The organism is Rhodococcus sp. MS16, assembly GCF_013277795.1.
Taxonomy (GTDB): domain Bacteria; phylum Actinomycetota; class Actinomycetes; order Mycobacteriales; family Mycobacteriaceae; genus Rhodococcus_F; species Rhodococcus_F globerula.
This window is the reverse complement of record NZ_VBTM01000001.1, coordinates 473,884-491,916: the sequence shown is the minus strand read 5'-3', so window position 1 is coordinate 491,916 and position 18,033 is coordinate 473,884. Positions and strand designations below refer to the sequence as shown.

Here is an 18,033-nt window from a genome sequence, read left to right as displayed (position 1 = left end):
AACGTCGAGAGCAGTCACAGTGAACATGCAGGTATCGCAAATACTGTTGGCTCCATGATGATCCGACGCTCTCCGAGTACTTCCTCAGCCAGTCCTGGTCGCCGCCGCATTGCCTTCGTGTCCGTCCTGCTCGCCGGCGGGCTGCTTCTGGGCGGGTGCACCGCCGAGACAGCCGGTACCAACTCGGCAACGTCGGCGTCCACGTCGACGGTGTCGTCCACTGTCGCGTCTGCGAACTCGACTGACTCGACGACCACAGCCGAAACGATCACCGACACCGCAGCAGCGACCGAAGCATTTCTGCAGACATTGTCAGCCGAGCAGCGCGAGGCGGTTCTCTACGCCTACGACGACGAAACCAAAACGACGTCGTGGTCGAACTTTCCGGTGACGTTCGTCGATCGAGCGGGACTCAATATCTCCGAACTGACCGATGAGCAACGAGCGGCCGCCATGAAGGTACTCGAAGCACTGCTGAGCGAGGCAGGTTACGACACCGTCACCGGCATCATGGGCGGCGACGAATATCTGCACGAGAACAGTACGTCGACGGAAGATTCTCTCGGTCAGTACTACATCGCATTCTTCGGCGATCCGTCGAACACGGATGCGTGGGCAGTTCAGTTCGGCGGACACCACCTCGGCATCAACGCAACGCTCGACGGCTCCGCCGACTCCATCACGTTCGCACCGACTCACCTGGGCATACAGCCCGCCGTCTACACCGATGCCGACGGCAACGAGGTTCAGCCGTTCGATGGTATCTACACGAGCGCGTTCGCCTTCTACGACAGCTTGTCCGATGAGCAGAGGGCTCAGTTGTATCAGGGCGAGACCGTAGCGAATATGGTGTGCGCGCCGGGCAGTACTTGTGACTACCCGACTGGCACAGGGCTTTCCGGTGCAGACCTGACGGACGAGCAGAAGCAGTTGCTGCTCGGCGTGATCGCGAACTGGGTTGGCATTGCAGACGAGGAGACCACTGCGGACGCGCTCGCGAAGATCGAGGCGAGCCTCGACGAAACGTACGTGAACTGGTCCGGTGCAACCGAGTACGACATGACGCAGGGCGATGGCATCTACTTCCAGATCTCCGGACCGGATGTCTACGTCGAGTTTGCCGCGCAGCAGGGATCTGCCGGCGCGGACGTCGAAGGCGTGAATACCTCAGGTTGGGGCCACGTTCACACCATCTACCGAGACCCGAGTAACGACTACGCCGGAAGTGTTGTCCAGCAGGAAGCTACGGGTATGGGCGGTGGCGCGGGCGCACCCGGCAGTGGCGGCGCACCAGGTACAGGTGGGCCCGGTAGCACGCCCCCGAACGGCAGCTAGGTCCCGGAGCCAGAAAGGTGAGCCTCCTCAGTCGGTGCCCGATTCACGGACGAGATCAGCCGATGAACCGCCATGTAACAGGAATCCTTCCGTCCGAAAGATTACCCAACCTCTTGAACGCGGCTGGTGAAAGATCAAGATCACCGGCAGCGCAGCCTGGACAGGTATCTACGATGGTGACAGTTACCGATCTCGGCCCGCTCGAGGCCAGAATTTGTTTTCCGCACAACGCTCTGGTCCAGATCCTTGCGGATATCGCAACCACGTAGTCGGTATCTGCTGACATACCGCCGCAACTACCGAGACCGGCATGAAAGTACGTCGCATCGCCACTGTGTGTTGTCGCGTCGTCGGTTGTATCGCCTGCACTACCCGCACTACCTGTGGAGGCGCCTCCCAGTAGGTCGAACATTGTGGGCTGCGCCTCCGCGACAGAGGTTCCCGCCAATACAGCAGCGGACGCCGTCACCGCGACGGCCACGGATACCGCAATTCGTCGCACCGAACATCGGGACAAAGCGACCTCCTGTTTTCAATCGAGAAATCGGACATTTCCGATGTTGGGCGACGGTATCGGCCGGCCGGTACTCCCGCTGGGTAGGCTCGCCGGACATTCCGACTGGGTTCGGTAATAGTGACGATGGTCCCGGGCGTCAATGCGCTCCTGTCACTGCCTAAGGCAGCGACAGCTCGTGAATCGACGGTCCGCACATAAGCAGATGAGCCTCACCCATGCCACCCGTTTAGGTGGTCCCAGGTCGAGGCCATTTCGGCGAAGGCCCGGCCCGCGGCCGTGCGATAGGCACCCTTCCGTCGGAGCAGGGCCACCGTACGCGGGGGCAATGCCGGTGACAGCGGAATCGAGGACAGGCCCCGTTGTTCGAGGGTGATCGCGTCAGGCAGCACCGTCGCGAGACTGCCGCGGCGGACGATCTCCACGATCGCGCCGATCGAGCTGACCTCGATAGCCGTCCGAGGTGTGATGTCCTGCTGCTTGAAGTACCGATCGATGTGAAGCCGCGTCGCGAAATCACTGCTGAGCAACACCAGGGCCTGATCCTCCAGTGTCTTCGCAGGCAGCGGTTTCGACCGACCGGCATGCGAATGCTCTTCACCGACAACGAGACTGAGAGTTTCGACAAACAGCGACTCGCTCTCGATCTCCTCCGAGCGCACGTCCGCAAACGCAATGCCGACGTCGAGTCCGTCGCGTGCCAACTCCGCCTCGATTCGGTCCTGAGTCATCTCCTGAACGGTGACGGCAATGCCTGGGTGGCGCGTCGTGAATCGGTCCATCAACGGACCCACCAGGTAGGCCGCGAAGGTGGGCGTCGTCGCCAGCCTCAGCGAGCCGCGACTGAGGTCCTGGACATCGTGGATCGCGCGCTCGGCGGCATCCAGATCCTGCAGAGCTCGCCGCGCGTAATGCAGGAAAGCCTCGCCGGCGTCGGTGGTTCGTACCGTTCGCCCGGACCGGTCCAGCAACTGCACCCGCAGAGCGGATTCGAGCTGCTTGATCTGCTGGGACAGAGTCGGCTGCGACACATGCAGCGACTCCGCCGCCCGGGTGAAGTTTCCATGTTCGGCGACCGCAAGCAGATAACGGATATGACGTAGCTCCATCACTAGAACTATAGGCACTGTCTATCGAAGTAATGAATAACAAGTCTTGGACACTATCGACCATCGAGGTCATCCTTGAGTCATCACCATTGCAAGGAGGCAACATGCACGACATCATCAACGGCTTTCTGACATTCCAGAAGGACGCCTTTCAGAAACGCTCCGGACTTTTCAAGGAACTCGCGACGACTCAGAACCCGCAGGCCCTATTCGTCAGCTGCTCTGACAGCCGAGTGGTCCCGGAACTGGTAACCCAACGCGAACCCGGCGATCTGTTCGTCATCCGCAACGCCGGCAACATCGTCCCGTCGTACGGGCCGGAACCGGGCGGCGTATCCGCCACCGTCGAGTACGCGGTCGCAGTTCTCGGTGTCACCGACATCGTGATCCTCGGCCACTCCGATTGCGGCGCGATGACGGCGATCTCCACCGGCAAGCCCCTCGACGAGATGCCTGCCGTCGCGCACTGGCTCCAGCACGCAGACTCCGCGAGGGTCGTCAACGCCGCCCGCACGCACGGCTCGGCAGCCGAGAAACTGAACGCACTGGTCCACGAGAACGTCATCGCCCAGTTGACCAACCTCGCAACCCACCCCTCGGTCGCTCTCGCACTCGAACAAGGTCGACTGAACCTGCACGGCTGGGTCTACGACATCGAAACCGGCTCGATCGAAGCCCTCGACGGCGGCACCCGCCGGTTCGTCTCGCTCGTCGAACACCCCCAGACCTGCGCCGTGACAACAATGCCCGGCGTCCCCGCCTGATCCCCCATCCAAAATAAAGAAGGAAATCATTATGATTCAGTCACAGTTCACCCAGGGACCCCGCGAAGAACTCGCCGCAGCCGTCATCGACGCCAAAGCCCGAAAAGACCTGTCCTGGCAGGAGCTGACCGACGACACGGGGCTGAGTGTGGCCTTTGTAACCGCAGCCCTCCTCGGTCAGCATGCACTTCCCGCCGCCGCCGCGAAGGTCGTCGCGGACAAGCTCAGTCTGGACGAAGACGCGGTGCGATTGCTACAGACCATCCCTCTGCGCGGTTCCATCCCCGGCGGCGTGCCCACCGACCCGACCATCTACCGCTTCTACGAGATGCTTCAGGTCTACGGCACCACCCTCAAGGCATTGGTGCACGAGCAGTTCGGCGACGGCATTATCAGTGCAATCAACTTCAAGCTCGACATCAAGAAGGTTGCCGATCCGGATGGCGGCGAGCGCGCGGTCATCACGCTCGACGGCAAGTACCTGCCGACCAAGCCCTTCTAGCTTCGGCGTGACGGCGGCCTTGCTCCCGAGGCCGCCGCCCCTGAACACCTTCCTGAAACACACTGTCAGACAAGGACTGTCATGGACCCTATTCAACGAACCATCGATATCGCGAATGCCAATGTCGCCGAGGGCGGCCGGCCCTTCGCCACCGTCATCGCCCGCGACGGTGAGATCCTCGCCGAAAGCCCCAACCTGGTGGCCCAGACGAACGACCCGACAGCGCACGCGGAGATCCTCGCGATCCGTGCCGCCTGCACCGCACTGGGCACCGAGCATCTGACCGGGTGCACCATCTATGTGCTCGCGCATCCCTGCCCGATGTGTCTCGGTTCGCTGTATTACTGCAGTCCGGACCGGGTCGTATTCCTCACGCAACGCACCGACTACGAACCGTATTACGTCGACGACCGCAAGTACTTCGAACTGAGCACCTTCTACGGAGAATTCGCCAAGGACCCGGTTGAGCGCCGACTACCGATGGACTACCAACCCCACGACGGCGCAATCGAGGTCTACCGCGCCTGGCAGGAGCGGAACTACTCCACTACCTAGTTCCAGTTGTCGATCTTGACGTCGCGGGGATCCGGTGCGCCAGTGCCGGTTTCGACCTTCGACTTCAGGCTCATCAGGAAGAGCGCCCACTTGGTGCTGCAATGGTGCAGAAACTCCACCGGCTCCTTCCACCCTTCATGCGCGAAGAGGACGACGGTGAAATCGCCGTCGCGTCGGAGGTCCCACACCACGCGGGTCCCGAGCCATTCTTCCGGCCCTGCGGTCACCTCCCACAGCACTCGTTTGTCGGGCTGGAGTTCTACCACTTTCATATCAATCCGGCCTTCACCGAAGCGGAATTGAAGCGTGCCTCCGATATTCGGATCTCCGTCCGTATCGCTGGTCCACCAGCCGGCCAGACCGTCAACTGTCGTCAACGCTGCGTAGACATCGCCGACAGAAGACGACTTGATCCCAACCCTGTGCAGAATGTCGACCATCGCGGGTTCCTCCTTCTTCTCATTTCCGGTTGTTATGTTCGATTGCTTCCGCAATCCGTTTGATGCGCTGCAACCGGGCATCCCACGACGAACCGACTGCATTCAGCTGCGCTACGGCGCGGGCGAGTTGCGCGGCATCGACCCGGTAGAGCCTCTCCCGGCCGGCGGGCGTCACATGTACCAAACCAACGCGGTCGAGAGTGCCGAGGTGTTTCGCGACAGCTTGACGGGTTACGGGTAGCTGTTCACTCAGAGTGGTCGCCGTCCCCTCCCCATTTGCCAACAGCAAGTCGAGCATTCGTCGGCGTGTGGGGTCCCCGATCGCTGTCCAGAGGTCGTCGTCGATAAGGCTCATCCGCTCGCACCCAGTCGGGCTGCGCACTCGACAAGCCGCGGCAGATGCCGGTTCCACCCCTCGACGTGTGAGTTGTACTGCTCCTCGAGAACCGCGACCTCCCATCCCATTTCACGGAACCCGGTTTCCGTCATACGCAGCGTCGTGCCCTCTCCCGAGGGACTGAGTTCGAATGTCACCAACAGACTGTTCATTGGGGGCACCGCGTCATCGGACAAGTGAGCCCATCGGAATGAAAACAATCGGGGTGGCGCAGCGTCGACCACCTCGATCCGGGCAACATGACTGTCAGGCGAGGTCCGCTCTCCCCACACGAGTTCGCCGACAGAGCCCGGAACCGGTTCCAGGTCGACAACCTCGTCGGACCACCACTCCTTCAAATGCTCAGGACTGCTGATGACCTCGTAAACCACGTCGGGTGCGGCGTCGACGTAGATTGACCGCTCGATTTGTCCGTACTCCATACCGGCACCTCTTCTGCAACCTTTGGTTGCATATCAGAATACCCAGCTGAAGTCGCATACGCAACCGATCATTGCGCTTCGCGAAGTCGCTACACCGGACCATCATCCGATGTAGCGACTTCGCTACGCCTGTACGGGAATTCAGGACCCCGCGACTCCACAGTTTCCGCATGTCCTGCGGCGCACCGGAGTAATGTCGACACCGTCAGATCAGATTGCAACCGTGCGACGCCGCCTCATTTCAACGGCGACGGCAAGGCCGTCTGCCCCACGTCGGGAGACCGGAAGTGACACAACTCCTGAACGCGGCAAGCGTGTCTCACCGGCAAAAGATCGCACACGGCAGGCAGCGTTCACCATCGCCTGACTGATTCTTCCAGTGAAAGGGTTTTCGATGACAACAGAACATCAACAACACTCGGAACATGAACACAGCCATGGTGAAGGGTGCGGCCACGTCGCCGTTCCGCACGGTGACCATGTCGATTATGCGCACGACGGGCACCTACATCGTCCCCACGGCGATCATGTCGACGAATGTGAGACGTCGGAGCACGTCGTCCACGAAGGCCATGATCACGTCCACGGCGAAGGGTGTGGCCACGTCGCCGTTCCGCACGGCGATCACACGGACTACGTCCACGATGGCCATCGACACGCCGCACATGGTGAGCACTACGACGAACACTGACCGCCACGTTGGCCACGTTCGTACGGGACTGGCGCTCACCACATTCCATGAGGTCAATCGTTCCGATTCGGTTGACACGAAAGGCTTTTCAATCTTCATCCCAGACCCGACTGGCATGTCCTGCGATAACCGGTATTTTGGTCAGCCTTCTGAAAACCGTTGACAGTTGACCAATCGCGACTTCTCAGTCCCCGCTCGTCCACGACAGCACATCGACCCCAGTGGCCCCTGTCGGTACCCGATGCAAAGATCTGCCCATGACATCCGAAGCGTCCGTTTCGTCTGAGAATTGCACCAGATCGAAGGCTAGTCCCACGCGTAAGTTCATCCTGATCGTCGGACTGCTGTGGGGCGCAGCGATGCTGACCGGTTCCGCGACTTTGTCCACATCGTTCGCAGTCCGCGATGGACAGCCTTCCGAGTATTGGATAGTCACCGCTATGACGGTCATCTCGGCACTGACACTCGGTGCTGTTGTGGTGTTCTCCGAAAACAAGTGGGTTCGACGATCATCAGTGGCAGCGCTCGGACTGCTCGGAGCACTCGGCGCGATCGCCAACTTCTTGTTACTCGAGTCGCCAGCCGCTTCTTCCACTCCACCTCTCCCCGATGTCATTCGTTGGATGATCTTCGGGGCAATCGCACTCGCTGGTCCGGCGACAGCCCACGCGGTGTCGATCGTCTACCGTGCCGCAAACGAATCCTCCGACCGAAACGACACCATCCTCTCCGAAGTCGCACACGCCCGGTGATCCACTGGCTTTCGTTGCACCGGTATCCCAATAAATAAGCCGCCTGTCTTGTGCTGTTCACGATGAACCAGCATTGATTAGTGAATGCCTCGACTCTTAGCCGCCCTAACCAGCGTGTTTGCGAAAGATCCTCGTATCGCACGATCACCTGAGAACGCCGACGCCGAACCGTTTGCGAGTTTCGGGTTGCGAAGGGGTCAATTTCCAGACACCGCGGACACGCACTCTCACGACGATTGACAATAACGAGTGATCATTCGGCCATCGCCGTCATCCGCGCGTGGTTATTCGATGTACCCGGTTTCGGGGTCGATCATGCCGAGGAAGTTTCTGATCGACCTGCGGTGATCGTCAATCGTCGACAGGTACGGCTCGGCGTCCGGAACCTCGCCATCCGGAACATCGAAACCCGGAACACCGGCCACCTGGGCTGGGCCACCACCGAACCCGTAGTTCTTGTTCGGTCCGGATTCCCAGGTGTAATCCTCACTGCCATTTTCGCGCACCGTGACGGCGAAAACCTCGCCCTCGACGATGAGAGTGAAGGGACTGTCTTCAGCTTGCGGGCGGTAGCCGTCTGCCCACTCGTTGGTGTTCACGCACCGACGCTCTCACGAATGAACGAGAGGAGCAGCGCGAATGGTAACGAAGGAATCGGAAAACCCGAACCACTCAAACATAGATTTCAAGGTTACTGGTCGAGGCGGATCACTGACGAGCATCGTCTGATTTACACAAAATCGCCGACGACCAGGTCCGAATCGCTGCGTGCCGCTACCACTACGGACGCTGAACACGCTCACCCGATCGTCCAGGCAAGTAGCGCGGCGCCGCACATCGACGGCCCATGAGGGACCTGCGACCGCCGCGCCAGCAGAACGGCCACCACTAATGTGATCACCGGAGCCAGAAAAGCGGATAGCAGCCAGACCTGGGCACCACCCAACCCCGTGATCGCACCCAGCGGAAGTGCCAGCTTCACATCACCTGCGCCCAGGGAGCGTGCCGAAATCAGGTGCAGCACAAGGTGGATTCCCGAGAGCATTACCGATCCCATCAGCGCTGCCCAGAGCGTTCCCGCAAACAAGGCGCCGACGATAACGACACCATAGGCGGGCACAGTGAAAGTGTTCGGCAACCGCCGCACAGACACATCGACAAGTGACACGGCCACACACCACCACACGAACGCCAGGCCCGAAACAAGCTGTAGTGCAGATGAAGTCGCTACACCGACAAGCAACCAGCCCACCGCGACGCACAATTCAGGCACACCGCAACGGACTGAAATCCCGGCATACAGGTTTCGGCGCAACCAATCGTCAGCAAGAAAACGCGCACCAAAACCGCCAACAGCACCCGCAGTTGCCAACCCCACCAACATCCACATGGCATTGAGCATGAGCCGACCGTCGACCGGCCGCAGCCTACGAAATCGTGCTGTGCACTACGGCGGCACTGTGGATAAAGCTAAGTGGTCATCGCCAGAAGTTCGTCGGGGGTCACGCGGCATCCCGGAGTGTGGCGTCGTGCTCAAGGCGCTGCAAGTGTCTATACAGGTGGCCGCAGGTGTAGCTCCATTGGAACGGCGTGGCTGTGGCGTTGTAGCGCTCCGTTTCTTGTCACCAGACCCCAAGCGTTACCGAACGATCGGTATGCGGCAATGTAGTGCGTTCGACAGTCTGGAGATTGTCGCCCGGCTACCGAGGCGGATGGTTTGTTGGCGTCGGAAACGTACGTGTCGGGGCGTGTCGGTAGGTTGTCGGGAGGTTTGTCGGGAGGTTTCGGAAACGGGGAGTGGTTGTGGCTGATGACGTTTGGACCAGTCTGTTTGAGGACATCCAACTGGTGCTGTACCCGGACTGGGATGAAAACGAGACGCTGATTTCGCCGACGGATGGCGACAGCCTTCAACTGCGCGACACGTTGACCGGGCAACGGATCCTGTTCCGAGAAGATGACAAAGGACTTGATATCAGGGTGACGGTGCCCGATGAACCGGTGACGGCTGCCCGATTACGGGCGGTGATCCAGTCGCAGCGGACCACCTTGTTTTCCCAGGTCCGTGACCGTGAGTCCGGTCGTTGGGTGCCACGCGACCAGCCGTTGTGGAAGTCTGTCGAAATCCATATCGGCCGCGATCACGACGTCGAACACGAGGGCAGCGTGTCGAGGAGTATGCGCGGGAGTGGAGAACGGGATGGCGCCACAATGCCGACGACCAACGATACGAGATCGCCGCTGCAATCGTCGCGGTGTTGCGCGACGGATTAGGTACGACTCCTGACCGGCTCCGCGTCAGCTCTTACAACGACTTCGGCCCCACCCCCACACAGCGGGTGGGCGAGGTCGCTTCCGACCGTCCGACGTTGTCCGGCCTTCCGGCACGGTGCTCAGGGTGGGACGAGTTCGTCACGCGGTTCGAGTGGGTTCTGGCCACTTTGCCGTGGCTGGGCAATGTCATCCTGGATGCCCCTCAAAAAGGATCGAACAACCAGGTTGACGTACAGTTCTACAACTCCGGTGGTGACATCGACAGCGAGTGTGGTTTCGGGGATGCTGCAAGATCGGACCTGAAGGAAATCAACCGGCTGATGAGCGTTCTCGGGTGGCAGTGGACGCCCGATCACCACGGGGCTGTCGACGCGCCGATCTGGCTGGGCCCGCCGACCGGAAGGGACACGACGCATCCCACCATGCACGAACTGGCCGTTCGGACAATGGTGACCTTGCGCGACGTCGCTGGAGTGGCACATCCCAACGAGCTTGCTTTCACGGCATTCTCGAATGCCCAGGGCGTCGACGACATGTCGTACGTGGGTGCGGAACTCGGTATCGCCCCGGCCTGAGGACCAGGTACCCACCTTCACCGATAACCGCGGGACTGCAATCGGCACATCTACCTGACGGCCGAAGACGTAGACCGACTATCGACCGAGGCAGACCGTCACGGGCACGGGCTCCTTGTGCTGGTGCTCGCCTACTGTGGCTGCCGCTGGAGTGAGGCCATCGCACTGCGAGTCCGCGATATGAACTTCACCCGGGCGCGACTGACGGTCTCCGACACCGAGGTTCAGTTGGGCAGCAAGCACTACAGCGGGACCACCAAGGGCAAGACGGTCCGGTGAGGTCGCGGTACCGAAATTCGTCCTCGACGGACTCAAAGAGTGCTCTACCTCGCCGACCCCACCGCCTGGAAACCACCCCCGACGAACTTCTGACCAGGACCACTAAGCGATAGCGGCAGCCATCGCCTCACGTGGTGCGGGCTTACCCGTGAACTGCTCAACCTGCCCGAAGGCCTGATTGAGCAACATCGCCAGGCCACCGATCACGGTGCCACCGGCGGCCTCGACGGCCGAGGCCAGCGGCGTCGGCCAGGGGTTGTAAATCGCGTCGAGGACAAAAGGTGCCTTACCCAGTTCCGCGGCAAAGGGTGCCGCCGCATCAGCGGGAACGGTGCTGACCAGAACTGCCGAATCGGCACAGATTCCGCCGAGACGAGGATCATCGAAGGCAACAAGATCAATGTCCAAGCCAACCGCAGCGCCGCATTCGATGGCGCCCGATGCACGACCCGGATCGCGGGCGACGACAGTCACGTTGCGAACACCCATATCCGCCAAGGCAACCAGCGACGGCCGAGCCGTTCCGCCGGCCCCGACCACCACGGCGGGGGCACCGGTGAGATCACCGACACCGCCGGCGATCAACGCACCGCTGACACCGTCCACATCGGTGCAGTCAGCCCGCCATCCACCGTCGATGCGCACCAATGTGTTTGCCGACCCGATGACAACGGCGCGCGCGGTGCGCTCCGACGCGTATTCGAGGGCTGCGATCTTGCCCGGCATCGTGACCGACAGCCCAACCCATTCGGGCCCGAGCCCGTCGACAAGCGCGGGCAACTGCTCCCCCGTGCATTCGATCCGCTCGTAGGTCCAGTCGGTCAGACCCAAGGCCTCGTACGCCGCGAGATGTAGCAACGGGGACTTCGAATGCTGAATGGGGCTGCCGAGAACTGCTGCCTTGCGTGCGGTTGAGGTGCTACCGACCACTGTCGAGAATCCCGCTTTCCTGCGCTAGAACGATGTTGGCGAGGTGCTCGTCGTAACTGTGGGTGAAGAGCGTTTCGCCTTGCATGTTGATGGTGACGAAGTACAGCCAGTCTCCGAGGGCCGGGGATTCGACTGCCTGAAGCGCTTCGATGCTCGGTGACGCAATCGGGGTTGCGGGCAATCCCGGCATTGCGTAGGTGTTCCACGGCGTCACCCGCGCGCGATCATCATCCGTCGTCGCAACTTCGGTGGTGTCGAGCGAGTAGTTGACAGTGGAGTCGAACTGCAACGGCTGATCTACGGCCAAGCGGTTGACGATCACGCGGGCGACCTTCGACATGTCGTCGGGCAGAGCCTCACGCTCGACCAGCGACGCCGCGACCAACAGTTGGTACGGCGAGAGTCCGACGCCGGATCCGGCTGTCAGAATGCCGGTGCTTTCGTACTTCTCGGCGCTGCCTTGGACTAGTGTCCGCAGGATTTCCGTCGGCGTTCCGGTGGGATCGAAATCCCAACTACTGGCCGCAATGAGGCCTTCGAGTTGACGGTCTTTGTCCGGCACACCCTGCACGGACGACATCGCCCACGAGGGAACGCCCAACGCAGCGAGATCGGAAGACGCTCCCGCAGTATTCAATTCGTCGGCCGTCACACAAGTCTGTGCACTGGCTGATCCGACGCAGCTGGCTTCCTCGATGAGGTTGTAGATGCCCTTCTTGAGAGCACCGGTCTGCGCGTCACTGCTGTCGTGGAGTTGACGCCCTGCGGCAACGACGACCAGGCCGACACGAGATTCAGGAGCGACCAGGGTGTCCAGAGCGTCTGCTGCACTGCTTTGTACAGGTACCTGGTAGAAACCGGGCTGAACTTTCTGGATCTCCGCCGAGTTACTCACGGCCGCGTTGTAGAACGCCGCCGAACTGGCAACCACGTCCTTCTCGGCAAGCGTGGCACCGATCTCCGAGGCAGTTTCACCCGGAAGGATCTGGATCACGACGGGCGCCCCGCCCGGCCCGGCGTAGTCGGCCGCCGCTTGAGTGCGGTTCATGTACCACGTCGCACCGTAGGCACCCACGCCCAGAACCGCGATCACCAAGACGAGGAGCGCGAGGACACCGACCTTCTTGCCACGCTTGGCTCGCTTGGACTGCGCTTCGCGTTGTTTGCGCGCCTCAGCTCTGGACATGTGCGGCGGCTCGATGGTCTGTGGCAGCGCACGCATGACCATGGTCTCGTCGTTGTCGAAATCGAATGAACCGGTGGGCCGGCCGGAGCCGCCCTCATCCCACCGCCCGCTCACCGATCGGACTCCGACACAGGCGTGTCCCCCGACGACTCCCCTGGTTTCACTGCTCTACTCCGCTCGTCCAGCCAGCCTTGCAGGATCTCCACTGCCGCAGCCTGATCGATCATCGGACGCTGACCGCGAGCTTTGACTCCACTTTCGCGGAGGTTGCGCGCAGCCGTGACCGTCGTCAGTCGCTCGTCGGACAGTCTCACCGGGATCGGTTCGACGGCCCGCTGCAGTCGTTTTGCGAATGCAGTGGCGATGCCGGCGGCTTTGCCTTGCTCGCCGCGCAGCGTCTGTGGCAGTCCGACGATAACCTCCACGGCCTCGTATTCGGACACGATGTCGATAATCCGCCGGATATCCGGCGCGTCGGGTCCACGTTCCTTCGAGCGAGGCACAGTCTCGACCGGTGTCGCAAGAATCCCGTCGGGGTCGCTGGACGCAACCCCGATCCGGACACTGCCAACATCGATCGCGACGCGGCGTCCGCGGCCAGGGTCGTCGACGCCGGGGCGATCGGGACCCTGCACAGCCGCTGCCACCGTTAGCTGCCGCCCGCCAGTTCTGCGACCCGGTCCCGGATCGCATCGAGCGCCGCCGGGATTCCGGAGGCGTCGGAACCCGACCCCTGAGCCATGTCGGGCTTTCCGCCGCCTCGACCACCGATCTTCGGTCCGAACGAGCCGACGAGGTCGCCTGCCTTCACGCCGAGCGCCTGCGCAGCCTTACTGGTGGCAACCACGAAGGGCACCTTGCCGTCGGTGTCGCCGAGCAATGCGACCACTGCGGGCTCCGAGCCCAGGCGACCCTTGATGTCGGTGACGAGCGTGCGCAGGTCGTTGGCTCCGACGCCGGCGGGTGCAGGTTCTGCGATCACGAGCACACTGCCGATGCGCTTGGCCTTGTCGACGAACTCACCGGCTGCAGCCAGAACAGCCTTGGCCTTGGTCTGCTCCAGTTCCTTCTCGGCCACCTTGAGACGCTCGACAAGCGCTTCGACGCGAGCCGGAACCTCTTCGGACGGAACCTTGAGCGATGCGGACAGTCCGGCCAGAAGCGCGCGCTCCTTGGCCAGATAACGGTAGGAATCCAAACCGACGTACGCCTCGACACGGCGGATGCCGGAGCCGACGGACTGCTCACCGAGCAGAGTGACCTGACCGATCTGAGCGGAACTTCCGACGTGCGTGCCGCCGCAGAGTTCCATCGAGAACGGGCCGCCGATTTCGACGACGCGAACCTCGTCGCCGTAGTTCTCACCGAAGAGTGCCATAGCACCCATCGACTTGGCCTTGTCGAGGTCCGTCACAAACGTGTTGACCGCGAAGTTGGACGCGACAGCCTCGTTGGTGACAACTTCGATGTCCTGCTTCTGGGACTCGGAAAGCGCACCCTGCCAAGAGAAGTCGAAGCGGAGGTAGCCGGGCTTGTTGAGTGAGCCGGCCTGAACGGCGTTGGGGCCGAGCACCTGACGCAGCGCTGCGTGCACCATGTGGGTACCGGAGTGTCCCTGGGTTGCACCCTTACGCCATTCGGCGTCGACATGTGCGAGAACGATGTCGCCTTCGGTGATCTCGCCCTTCTGGACGGTGACCTTGTGCGTCCAGACCTTCTTGGCGATCTTCTGAACGTCGTTGACCTTGGCTTCGAGTCCCGGCGCCGTGAGCGATCCGATGTCGGCGATCTGTCCACCGGACTCTGCGTAGAGCGGGCTGCGGTCAAGGATGACCTCAACCGACTGCCCCGCCTTGGCGACCGGCACACGAACGCCGTCGACGATGAGCGCGAGGACATGAGCTTCGGAGACCAGTTCGTTGAAGCCGGTGAACTCGGTGGGACCGCGATCGAGCAGTTCCTTGTAGACCGTGAGGTCGGCATGCGCGTGCTTACGAGCCTGAGCGTCGTCCTTGGCGCGCTTGCGCTGCTCGGCCATGAGGGTGCGGAAGCCGTCTTCGTCGACGGTGAGACCGGCCTCGGACGCCATCTCGAGTGTCAGGTCGATCGGGAAGCCGTAGGTGTCGTGCAAGGCAAATGCCTGGTCGCCGGCAATGACCGACTTTCCGGACGACTTGACCGTCTCGGCAGCGTTCTCGAACAAGGCCGATCCTGATGCCAGAGTCTTGAGGAACGCTGTTTCCTCACCGACGGCAACATTCTCGATGCGCGTGAAGTCGGTTTCGAGAACCGGGTACGACGGAGCCATGGTGTCGCGGACGACGATCATGAACTCGCGCATGGTGGGCTGCTCGCTGCCGAGCAGTTTGGCCGAGCGCACGATGCGGCGAAGCAACCGGCGTAGCACGTAGCCGCGGCCGTAGTTGCCGGGATTGACGCCGTCCGCAATCAGCATCGCGGCGGTGCGGGCGTGGTCGGCGATGACGCGGAAACGAACATCGGACGTGTGATCGGTGCCGTACACGCTGCCGGTCAGCTCAGCGGCCTTCTCGATGACGGGACGGAGAAGGTCTGTCTCGTAGACGTTTTCGACGCCCTGCAAGAGGAAGGCAACACGCTCGACGCCCATGCCGGTATCGATGTTCTTCTTCGGCAGGGGTCCGAGGATCGGGTAGTCACCCTTCGTGGTGCCTTCGCCGCGCTCGTTCTGCATGAACACGAGGTTCCAGATCTCGATGTAGCGATCCTCGTCGGCTTCCGGGCCGCCCTCTACGCCATACTCGGCGCCGCGGTCGTAGAAGATTTCCGAGCAGGGCCCACACGGTCCGGGGATGCCCATCGACCAGTAGTTGTCTTTCATGCCGCGGCGCTGAATGCGCTCTTCCGGCACGCCGACCTCGTCGCGCCAGATCGCAAATGCTTCGTCGTCATCGTGAAAGACAGTGGCCCACAGGCGCGTCGGGTCGATGCCGTAGCCGCCGTCGTCAACCGAACCGGTCAGCAGCGCCCAGGCGTGCGAGATGGCTTCCTTCTTGAAGTAGTCACCGAAGGAGAAATTGCCGGCCATCTGGAAGAACGTGTTGTGGCGGGTGGTGATGCCCACCTCTTCGATGTCCAAGGTGCGAACACACTTCTGCACAGACGTCGCACGCGAGTATGGCGGCGTCTGCTGGCCGAGGAAGAACGGCACGAAGGGAACCATGCCGGCGTTGACGAACAGAAGGTTCGGATCGTCGAGAATCAGCGACGCGCTGGGCACCTCAGTGTGGCCGGCCTTGACGAAGTGGTCGAGGAATCGCCTGCGGATCTCGTGGGTTTGCACTAACCGGTCCTTACCTTCATGAGCGTCGAACTGTCGTTGTCCAGCCTAGCGTGCAGGGACCTTACAGCTTTAACCCCGCACGATTACAGCTTCAACCCCGCACGATTCGACGCAATTTTCCCACTCGATCGGCGATCTCCCGCTCATTTCCGTGGCCAGTCGGCTTGTAATAGTCGACACCGACCAGTTCGTCCGGTGGATATTGCTGCCGTAGAACGCCGTCGCGGGTGTCGTGTGGGTACTTGTATCCGACCGCGTTTCCCAATTTCTCAGCCCCCTTGTAATGACCGTCACGTAGATGCGGCGGCACGAGACCTGACTTTCCGGCAGCCACATCGGCCATGGCCGCACCCAGCGCTTCGATGACGGCACCCGATTTCGGCGCGGTCGCGAGATGGATCGTGGCCTGGGCAAGCGCGAGACGTGCCTCCGGCATTCCGATCAACTGCACGGCCTGAGCAGCAGCCATCGCCGTCTGCAATGCCATCGGATCGGCCATCCCGATGTCTTCGCTGGCGTGAACCACCAGTCGCCTCGCAATGAATCGCGGGTCCTCCCCCGCAGTCAGCATGCGCGCAAGGTAATGCAGCGCCGCGTCTACGTCGGAACCTCGAATGCTCTTGATGAATGCGCTGATGACGTCGTAGTGCTGGTCGCCGTCACGGTCGTACCGAACGGCGGCTTTGTCGACACTGGCCTCCACGGTCGCGAGATCGACTTCGACGGGTCCGGGTTGGCCGCCAGCGGTGTCGAGCGCAGCGCCTGCTGCTGCCTCGAGAGCAGTGAGCGCACGGCGGGCGTCACCGGACGCCAGCCGCACCAGATGTTCCATCGCGTCGTCGGCAATGGTGACTGAGCCACCGAACCCACGCACGTCGATCACTGCCCGCTCGAGAAGCTCCTGAACATCGGCTGCGGTGAGCGCCTGCAATTGCAGAACCAGCGAACGGGACAGCAACGCCGACACCACGGAGAACGACGGATTCTCGGTGGTAGCGCCCACCAACAGGACGATCCGATTCTCGACGGCGGCCAACAACGCATCCTGCTGGGTTTTCGAGAATCGGTGTACCTCGTCGATGAACAGGACGGTCTGCTCGCCGTTCAGGAGCCGTCGCCTAGCCAGTTCGATCACACCGCGAACCTCTTTGACACCGGCCGACAGTGCAGACAGCGCCTCGAAACGCCGACCGGTGGCGCCGGAAATCAACGACGCCAGTGTGGTCTTGCCGGTACCAGGAGGCCCGTACAGAAGTACCGATGCAGCGCCGGATCCCTCGACCATTCGCCGCAGCGGCGCACCGGGCCCGAGTAGGTGCTGCTGGCCGACAACCTCACCAAGAGTGCGCGGGCGCATGCGGACAGCCAGCGGAGCACCGGGCGGCAACGAGGACAAGGCGCGCTCGGCTACCGAGACGACATCTGGTTCATCCACGATCTCGGATTCTTCCGGAGTTGCCTCGAACAGGCCGTCATCCGCCACCACGCTGTCTTCAGCTTGCCAATCGCTCACAAAACGACGCTACTAGAAGGTACCGACGCGTCGAAGTCCCAACTGGAAAGCACGGTCGGGCCGAATTGGATAGCGTGTCGCCATGAGCACTTCTGAGATCGCCACCGTTCTCGCGTGGCATGACGCACTCAACAGCCAAGACATCGACACGCTCCTGCAGTTGTCGAGCGACGATATCGAGGTGGGTGGAGCCGACGGGGCAACGCAAGGATTAGCAGCACTGAGCGAGTGGGCGTCGAACGCCGGTTTGACGCTTGTTCCCGGCAAGATGTACGTCCACCACGGAGTTGTCGTTGTCGAGCAGACTGCGACGTGGGCCGCAGAACCCGGCAAGACCGCCACCATTGCGTCGGCGTTCCGGGTGGTCGAGGACCAGGTCACGTCTACCTTCCGGCATCCCGATCTCGCGACGGCGCTGGCGGCAACGGATCTGTCCGAGGCGGACGCTCTCGCCGACAACTGAGCTTTCGACA

At 61.8% G+C, this 18,033-nt stretch carries 20 protein-coding genes and 1 pseudogene; 10 read left to right on the top strand and 11 right to left on the bottom strand.

Features of this window, described 5'->3' with window-relative positions; translation table 11 throughout:
• Positions 1-54: 54 nt before the first annotated feature.
• Positions 55-1,335, top strand: coding sequence for a DUF3500 domain-containing protein (locus FEZ60_RS02365; RefSeq protein WP_116104398.1), 1,281 nt, complete (start codon positions 55-57; stop codon positions 1,333-1,335).
• Positions 1,336-2,061: 726 nt separating this feature from the next.
• Here the strand turns inward: FEZ60_RS02365 and cynR are convergent.
• Positions 2,062-2,958, bottom strand: coding sequence for a transcriptional regulator CynR (gene cynR, locus FEZ60_RS02355; RefSeq protein WP_045067589.1), 897 nt, complete (start codon positions 2,956-2,958; stop codon positions 2,062-2,064).
• Positions 2,959-3,062: 104 nt separating this feature from the next.
• Here cynR and FEZ60_RS02350 point away from each other — a divergent pair, with 104 nt between their 5' ends.
• The 3 genes from FEZ60_RS02350 (at position 3,063) to FEZ60_RS02340 (ending at position 4,779) form a co-directional block, all read left to right on the top strand.
• Complete coding sequence (locus FEZ60_RS02350) at positions 3,063-3,722, top strand: carbonic anhydrase (protein WP_045068010.1); 660 nt, start codon at positions 3,063-3,065, stop codon at positions 3,720-3,722.
• 31 nt (positions 3,723-3,753) lie between these two features.
• Positions 3,754-4,224, top strand: a complete 471-nt coding sequence (cynS, locus tag FEZ60_RS02345; RefSeq protein ID WP_045067588.1) for a cyanase — start codon at positions 3,754-3,756, stop codon at positions 4,222-4,224.
• 81 nt (positions 4,225-4,305) lie between these two features.
• Positions 4,306-4,779, top strand: coding sequence for a nucleoside deaminase (locus FEZ60_RS02340; RefSeq protein WP_033236196.1), 474 nt, complete (start codon positions 4,306-4,308; stop codon positions 4,777-4,779).
• Here FEZ60_RS02340 and FEZ60_RS02335 read toward each other — a convergent pair.
• The 3 genes from FEZ60_RS02335 to FEZ60_RS02325 are packed head-to-tail and all read right to left on the bottom strand — an operon-like array spanning position 4,776 to position 6,038.
• Positions 4,776-5,219, bottom strand: coding sequence for an SRPBCC domain-containing protein (locus FEZ60_RS02335; RefSeq protein WP_033236195.1), 444 nt, complete (start codon positions 5,217-5,219; stop codon positions 4,776-4,778). The two genes, FEZ60_RS02340 and FEZ60_RS02335, sit on opposite strands and share 4 nt — an antisense overlap.
• Positions 5,220-5,238: 19 nt before the next feature.
• The gene (locus tag FEZ60_RS02330) at positions 5,239-5,574 is read right to left on the bottom strand and encodes a metalloregulator ArsR/SmtB family transcription factor (protein WP_045067587.1); all 336 of its coding nucleotides are present in this window, start codon (positions 5,572-5,574) and stop codon (positions 5,239-5,241) included.
• Complete coding sequence (locus tag FEZ60_RS02325) at positions 5,571-6,038, bottom strand: SRPBCC domain-containing protein (RefSeq protein ID WP_045067585.1); 468 nt, start codon at positions 6,036-6,038, stop codon at positions 5,571-5,573. The genes FEZ60_RS02330 and FEZ60_RS02325 overlap by 4 nt, the downstream gene beginning before the upstream one ends.
• 394 nt (positions 6,039-6,432) lie before the next feature.
• Between FEZ60_RS02325 and FEZ60_RS32335 the strand changes: the two genes are divergently transcribed.
• The gene (locus FEZ60_RS32335; RefSeq protein WP_072782512.1) at positions 6,433-6,729 is read left to right on the top strand and encodes a hypothetical protein; all 297 of its coding nucleotides are present in this window, start codon (positions 6,433-6,435) and stop codon (positions 6,727-6,729) included.
• Between the two features lie 257 nt (positions 6,730-6,986).
• On the top strand, positions 6,987-7,481 hold the full coding sequence (locus FEZ60_RS02315; RefSeq protein WP_172935448.1) for a hypothetical protein: 495 nt from the start codon (positions 6,987-6,989) through the stop codon (positions 7,479-7,481).
• 284 nt (positions 7,482-7,765) lie between these two features.
• Here FEZ60_RS02315 and FEZ60_RS02310 read toward each other — a convergent pair whose 3' ends face one another.
• A complete protein-coding gene (locus FEZ60_RS02310) occupies positions 7,766-8,080 on the bottom strand; it encodes a hypothetical protein (protein ID WP_172935447.1) in 315 nt (104 codons plus the stop codon).
• Between the two features lie 39 nt (positions 8,081-8,119).
• On the opposite strand from FEZ60_RS02310, the pseudogene FEZ60_RS02305 reads away from it, so the two are divergent.
• Positions 8,120-8,274: pseudogene (locus FEZ60_RS02305) on the top strand (Txe/YoeB family addiction module toxin); the annotation flags it as partial.
• 6 nt (positions 8,275-8,280) lie between these two features.
• Here the strand turns inward: FEZ60_RS02305 and FEZ60_RS02300 are convergent.
• Positions 8,281-8,883, bottom strand: coding sequence for an A24 family peptidase (locus tag FEZ60_RS02300; protein WP_242484366.1), 603 nt, complete (start codon positions 8,881-8,883; stop codon positions 8,281-8,283).
• A 401-nt stretch (positions 8,884-9,284) separates the two neighbouring features.
• Here FEZ60_RS02300 and FEZ60_RS02295 point away from each other — a divergent pair, with 401 nt between their 5' ends.
• Complete coding sequence (locus FEZ60_RS02295; protein ID WP_172935446.1) at positions 9,285-9,755, top strand: hypothetical protein; 471 nt, start codon at positions 9,285-9,287, stop codon at positions 9,753-9,755.
• Positions 9,740-10,330, top strand: coding sequence for a hypothetical protein (locus tag FEZ60_RS02290; protein WP_172935445.1), 591 nt, complete (start codon positions 9,740-9,742; stop codon positions 10,328-10,330). The genes FEZ60_RS02295 and FEZ60_RS02290 overlap by 16 nt, the downstream gene beginning before the upstream one ends.
• A 381-nt stretch (positions 10,331-10,711) precedes the next feature.
• On the opposite strand, the gene FEZ60_RS02280 is transcribed toward FEZ60_RS02290, so the two are convergent.
• From FEZ60_RS02280 to FEZ60_RS02260, 5 genes are all read right to left on the bottom strand, one after another.
• Positions 10,712-11,539 (bottom strand): shikimate dehydrogenase, encoded by an 828-nt coding sequence (locus FEZ60_RS02280; protein ID WP_033236186.1) that lies wholly within the window; start codon positions 11,537-11,539, stop codon positions 10,712-10,714.
• Positions 11,529-12,839, bottom strand: coding sequence for an endolytic transglycosylase MltG (locus FEZ60_RS02275; protein WP_095886207.1), 1,311 nt, complete (start codon positions 12,837-12,839; stop codon positions 11,529-11,531). Before FEZ60_RS02275 ends, FEZ60_RS02280 begins: the two co-directional genes overlap by 11 nt.
• Entirely contained in the window at positions 12,836-13,372 is a 537-nt protein-coding gene (gene ruvX, locus FEZ60_RS02270) for a Holliday junction resolvase RuvX (RefSeq protein ID WP_033236184.1), read from the bottom strand. The genes FEZ60_RS02275 and ruvX overlap by 4 nt, the downstream gene beginning before the upstream one ends.
• Before the next feature lie 2 nt (positions 13,373-13,374).
• On the bottom strand, positions 13,375-16,047 hold the full coding sequence (gene alaS, locus FEZ60_RS02265; protein ID WP_033236183.1) for an alanine--tRNA ligase: 2,673 nt from the start codon (positions 16,045-16,047) through the stop codon (positions 13,375-13,377).
• A 91-nt stretch (positions 16,048-16,138) separates the two neighbouring features.
• Positions 16,139-17,482, bottom strand: coding sequence for a replication-associated recombination protein A (locus FEZ60_RS02260; RefSeq protein ID WP_346343326.1), 1,344 nt, complete (start codon positions 17,480-17,482; stop codon positions 16,139-16,141).
• 160 nt (positions 17,483-17,642) lie between these two features.
• Between FEZ60_RS02260 and FEZ60_RS02255 the strand changes: the two genes are divergently transcribed.
• Positions 17,643-18,023: a nuclear transport factor 2 family protein gene (locus FEZ60_RS02255; protein WP_033236181.1), complete on the top strand. Its 381-nt coding sequence runs from the start codon at positions 17,643-17,645 to the stop codon at positions 18,021-18,023.
• Positions 18,024-18,033 lie beyond the last annotated feature (10 nt).

Excerpts from the sequence above, each read along its gene's own strand:
- FEZ60_RS02365 (WP_116104398.1), top strand. The coding sequence starts at position 55 with ATGATGATCCGACGCTCTCCGAGTACTTCCTCAGCCAGTCCTGGTCGC.
- cynR (WP_045067589.1), bottom strand. The coding sequence starts at position 2,958 with ATGGAGCTACGTCATATCCGTTATCTGCTTGCGGTCGCCGAACATGGA.
- FEZ60_RS02350 (WP_045068010.1), top strand. The coding sequence starts at position 3,063 with ATGCACGACATCATCAACGGCTTTCTGACATTCCAGAAGGACGCCTTT.
- cynS (WP_045067588.1), top strand. The coding sequence starts at position 3,754 with ATGATTCAGTCACAGTTCACCCAGGGACCCCGCGAAGAACTCGCCGCA.
- FEZ60_RS02340 (WP_033236196.1), top strand. The coding sequence starts at position 4,306 with ATGGACCCTATTCAACGAACCATCGATATCGCGAATGCCAATGTCGCC.
- FEZ60_RS02335 (WP_033236195.1), bottom strand. The coding sequence starts at position 5,219 with ATGGTCGACATTCTGCACAGGGTTGGGATCAAGTCGTCTTCTGTCGGC.
- FEZ60_RS02330 (WP_045067587.1), bottom strand. The coding sequence starts at position 5,574 with ATGAGCCTTATCGACGACGACCTCTGGACAGCGATCGGGGACCCCACA.
- FEZ60_RS02325 (WP_045067585.1), bottom strand. The coding sequence starts at position 6,038 with ATGGAGTACGGACAAATCGAGCGGTCAATCTACGTCGACGCCGCACCC.
- FEZ60_RS32335 (WP_072782512.1), top strand. The coding sequence starts at position 6,433 with ATGACAACAGAACATCAACAACACTCGGAACATGAACACAGCCATGGT.
- FEZ60_RS02315 (WP_172935448.1), top strand. The coding sequence starts at position 6,987 with ATGACATCCGAAGCGTCCGTTTCGTCTGAGAATTGCACCAGATCGAAG.
- FEZ60_RS02300 (WP_242484366.1), bottom strand. The coding sequence starts at position 8,883 with ATGCTCAATGCCATGTGGATGTTGGTGGGGTTGGCAACTGCGGGTGCT.
- FEZ60_RS02255 (WP_033236181.1), top strand. The coding sequence starts at position 17,643 with ATGAGCACTTCTGAGATCGCCACCGTTCTCGCGTGGCATGACGCACTC.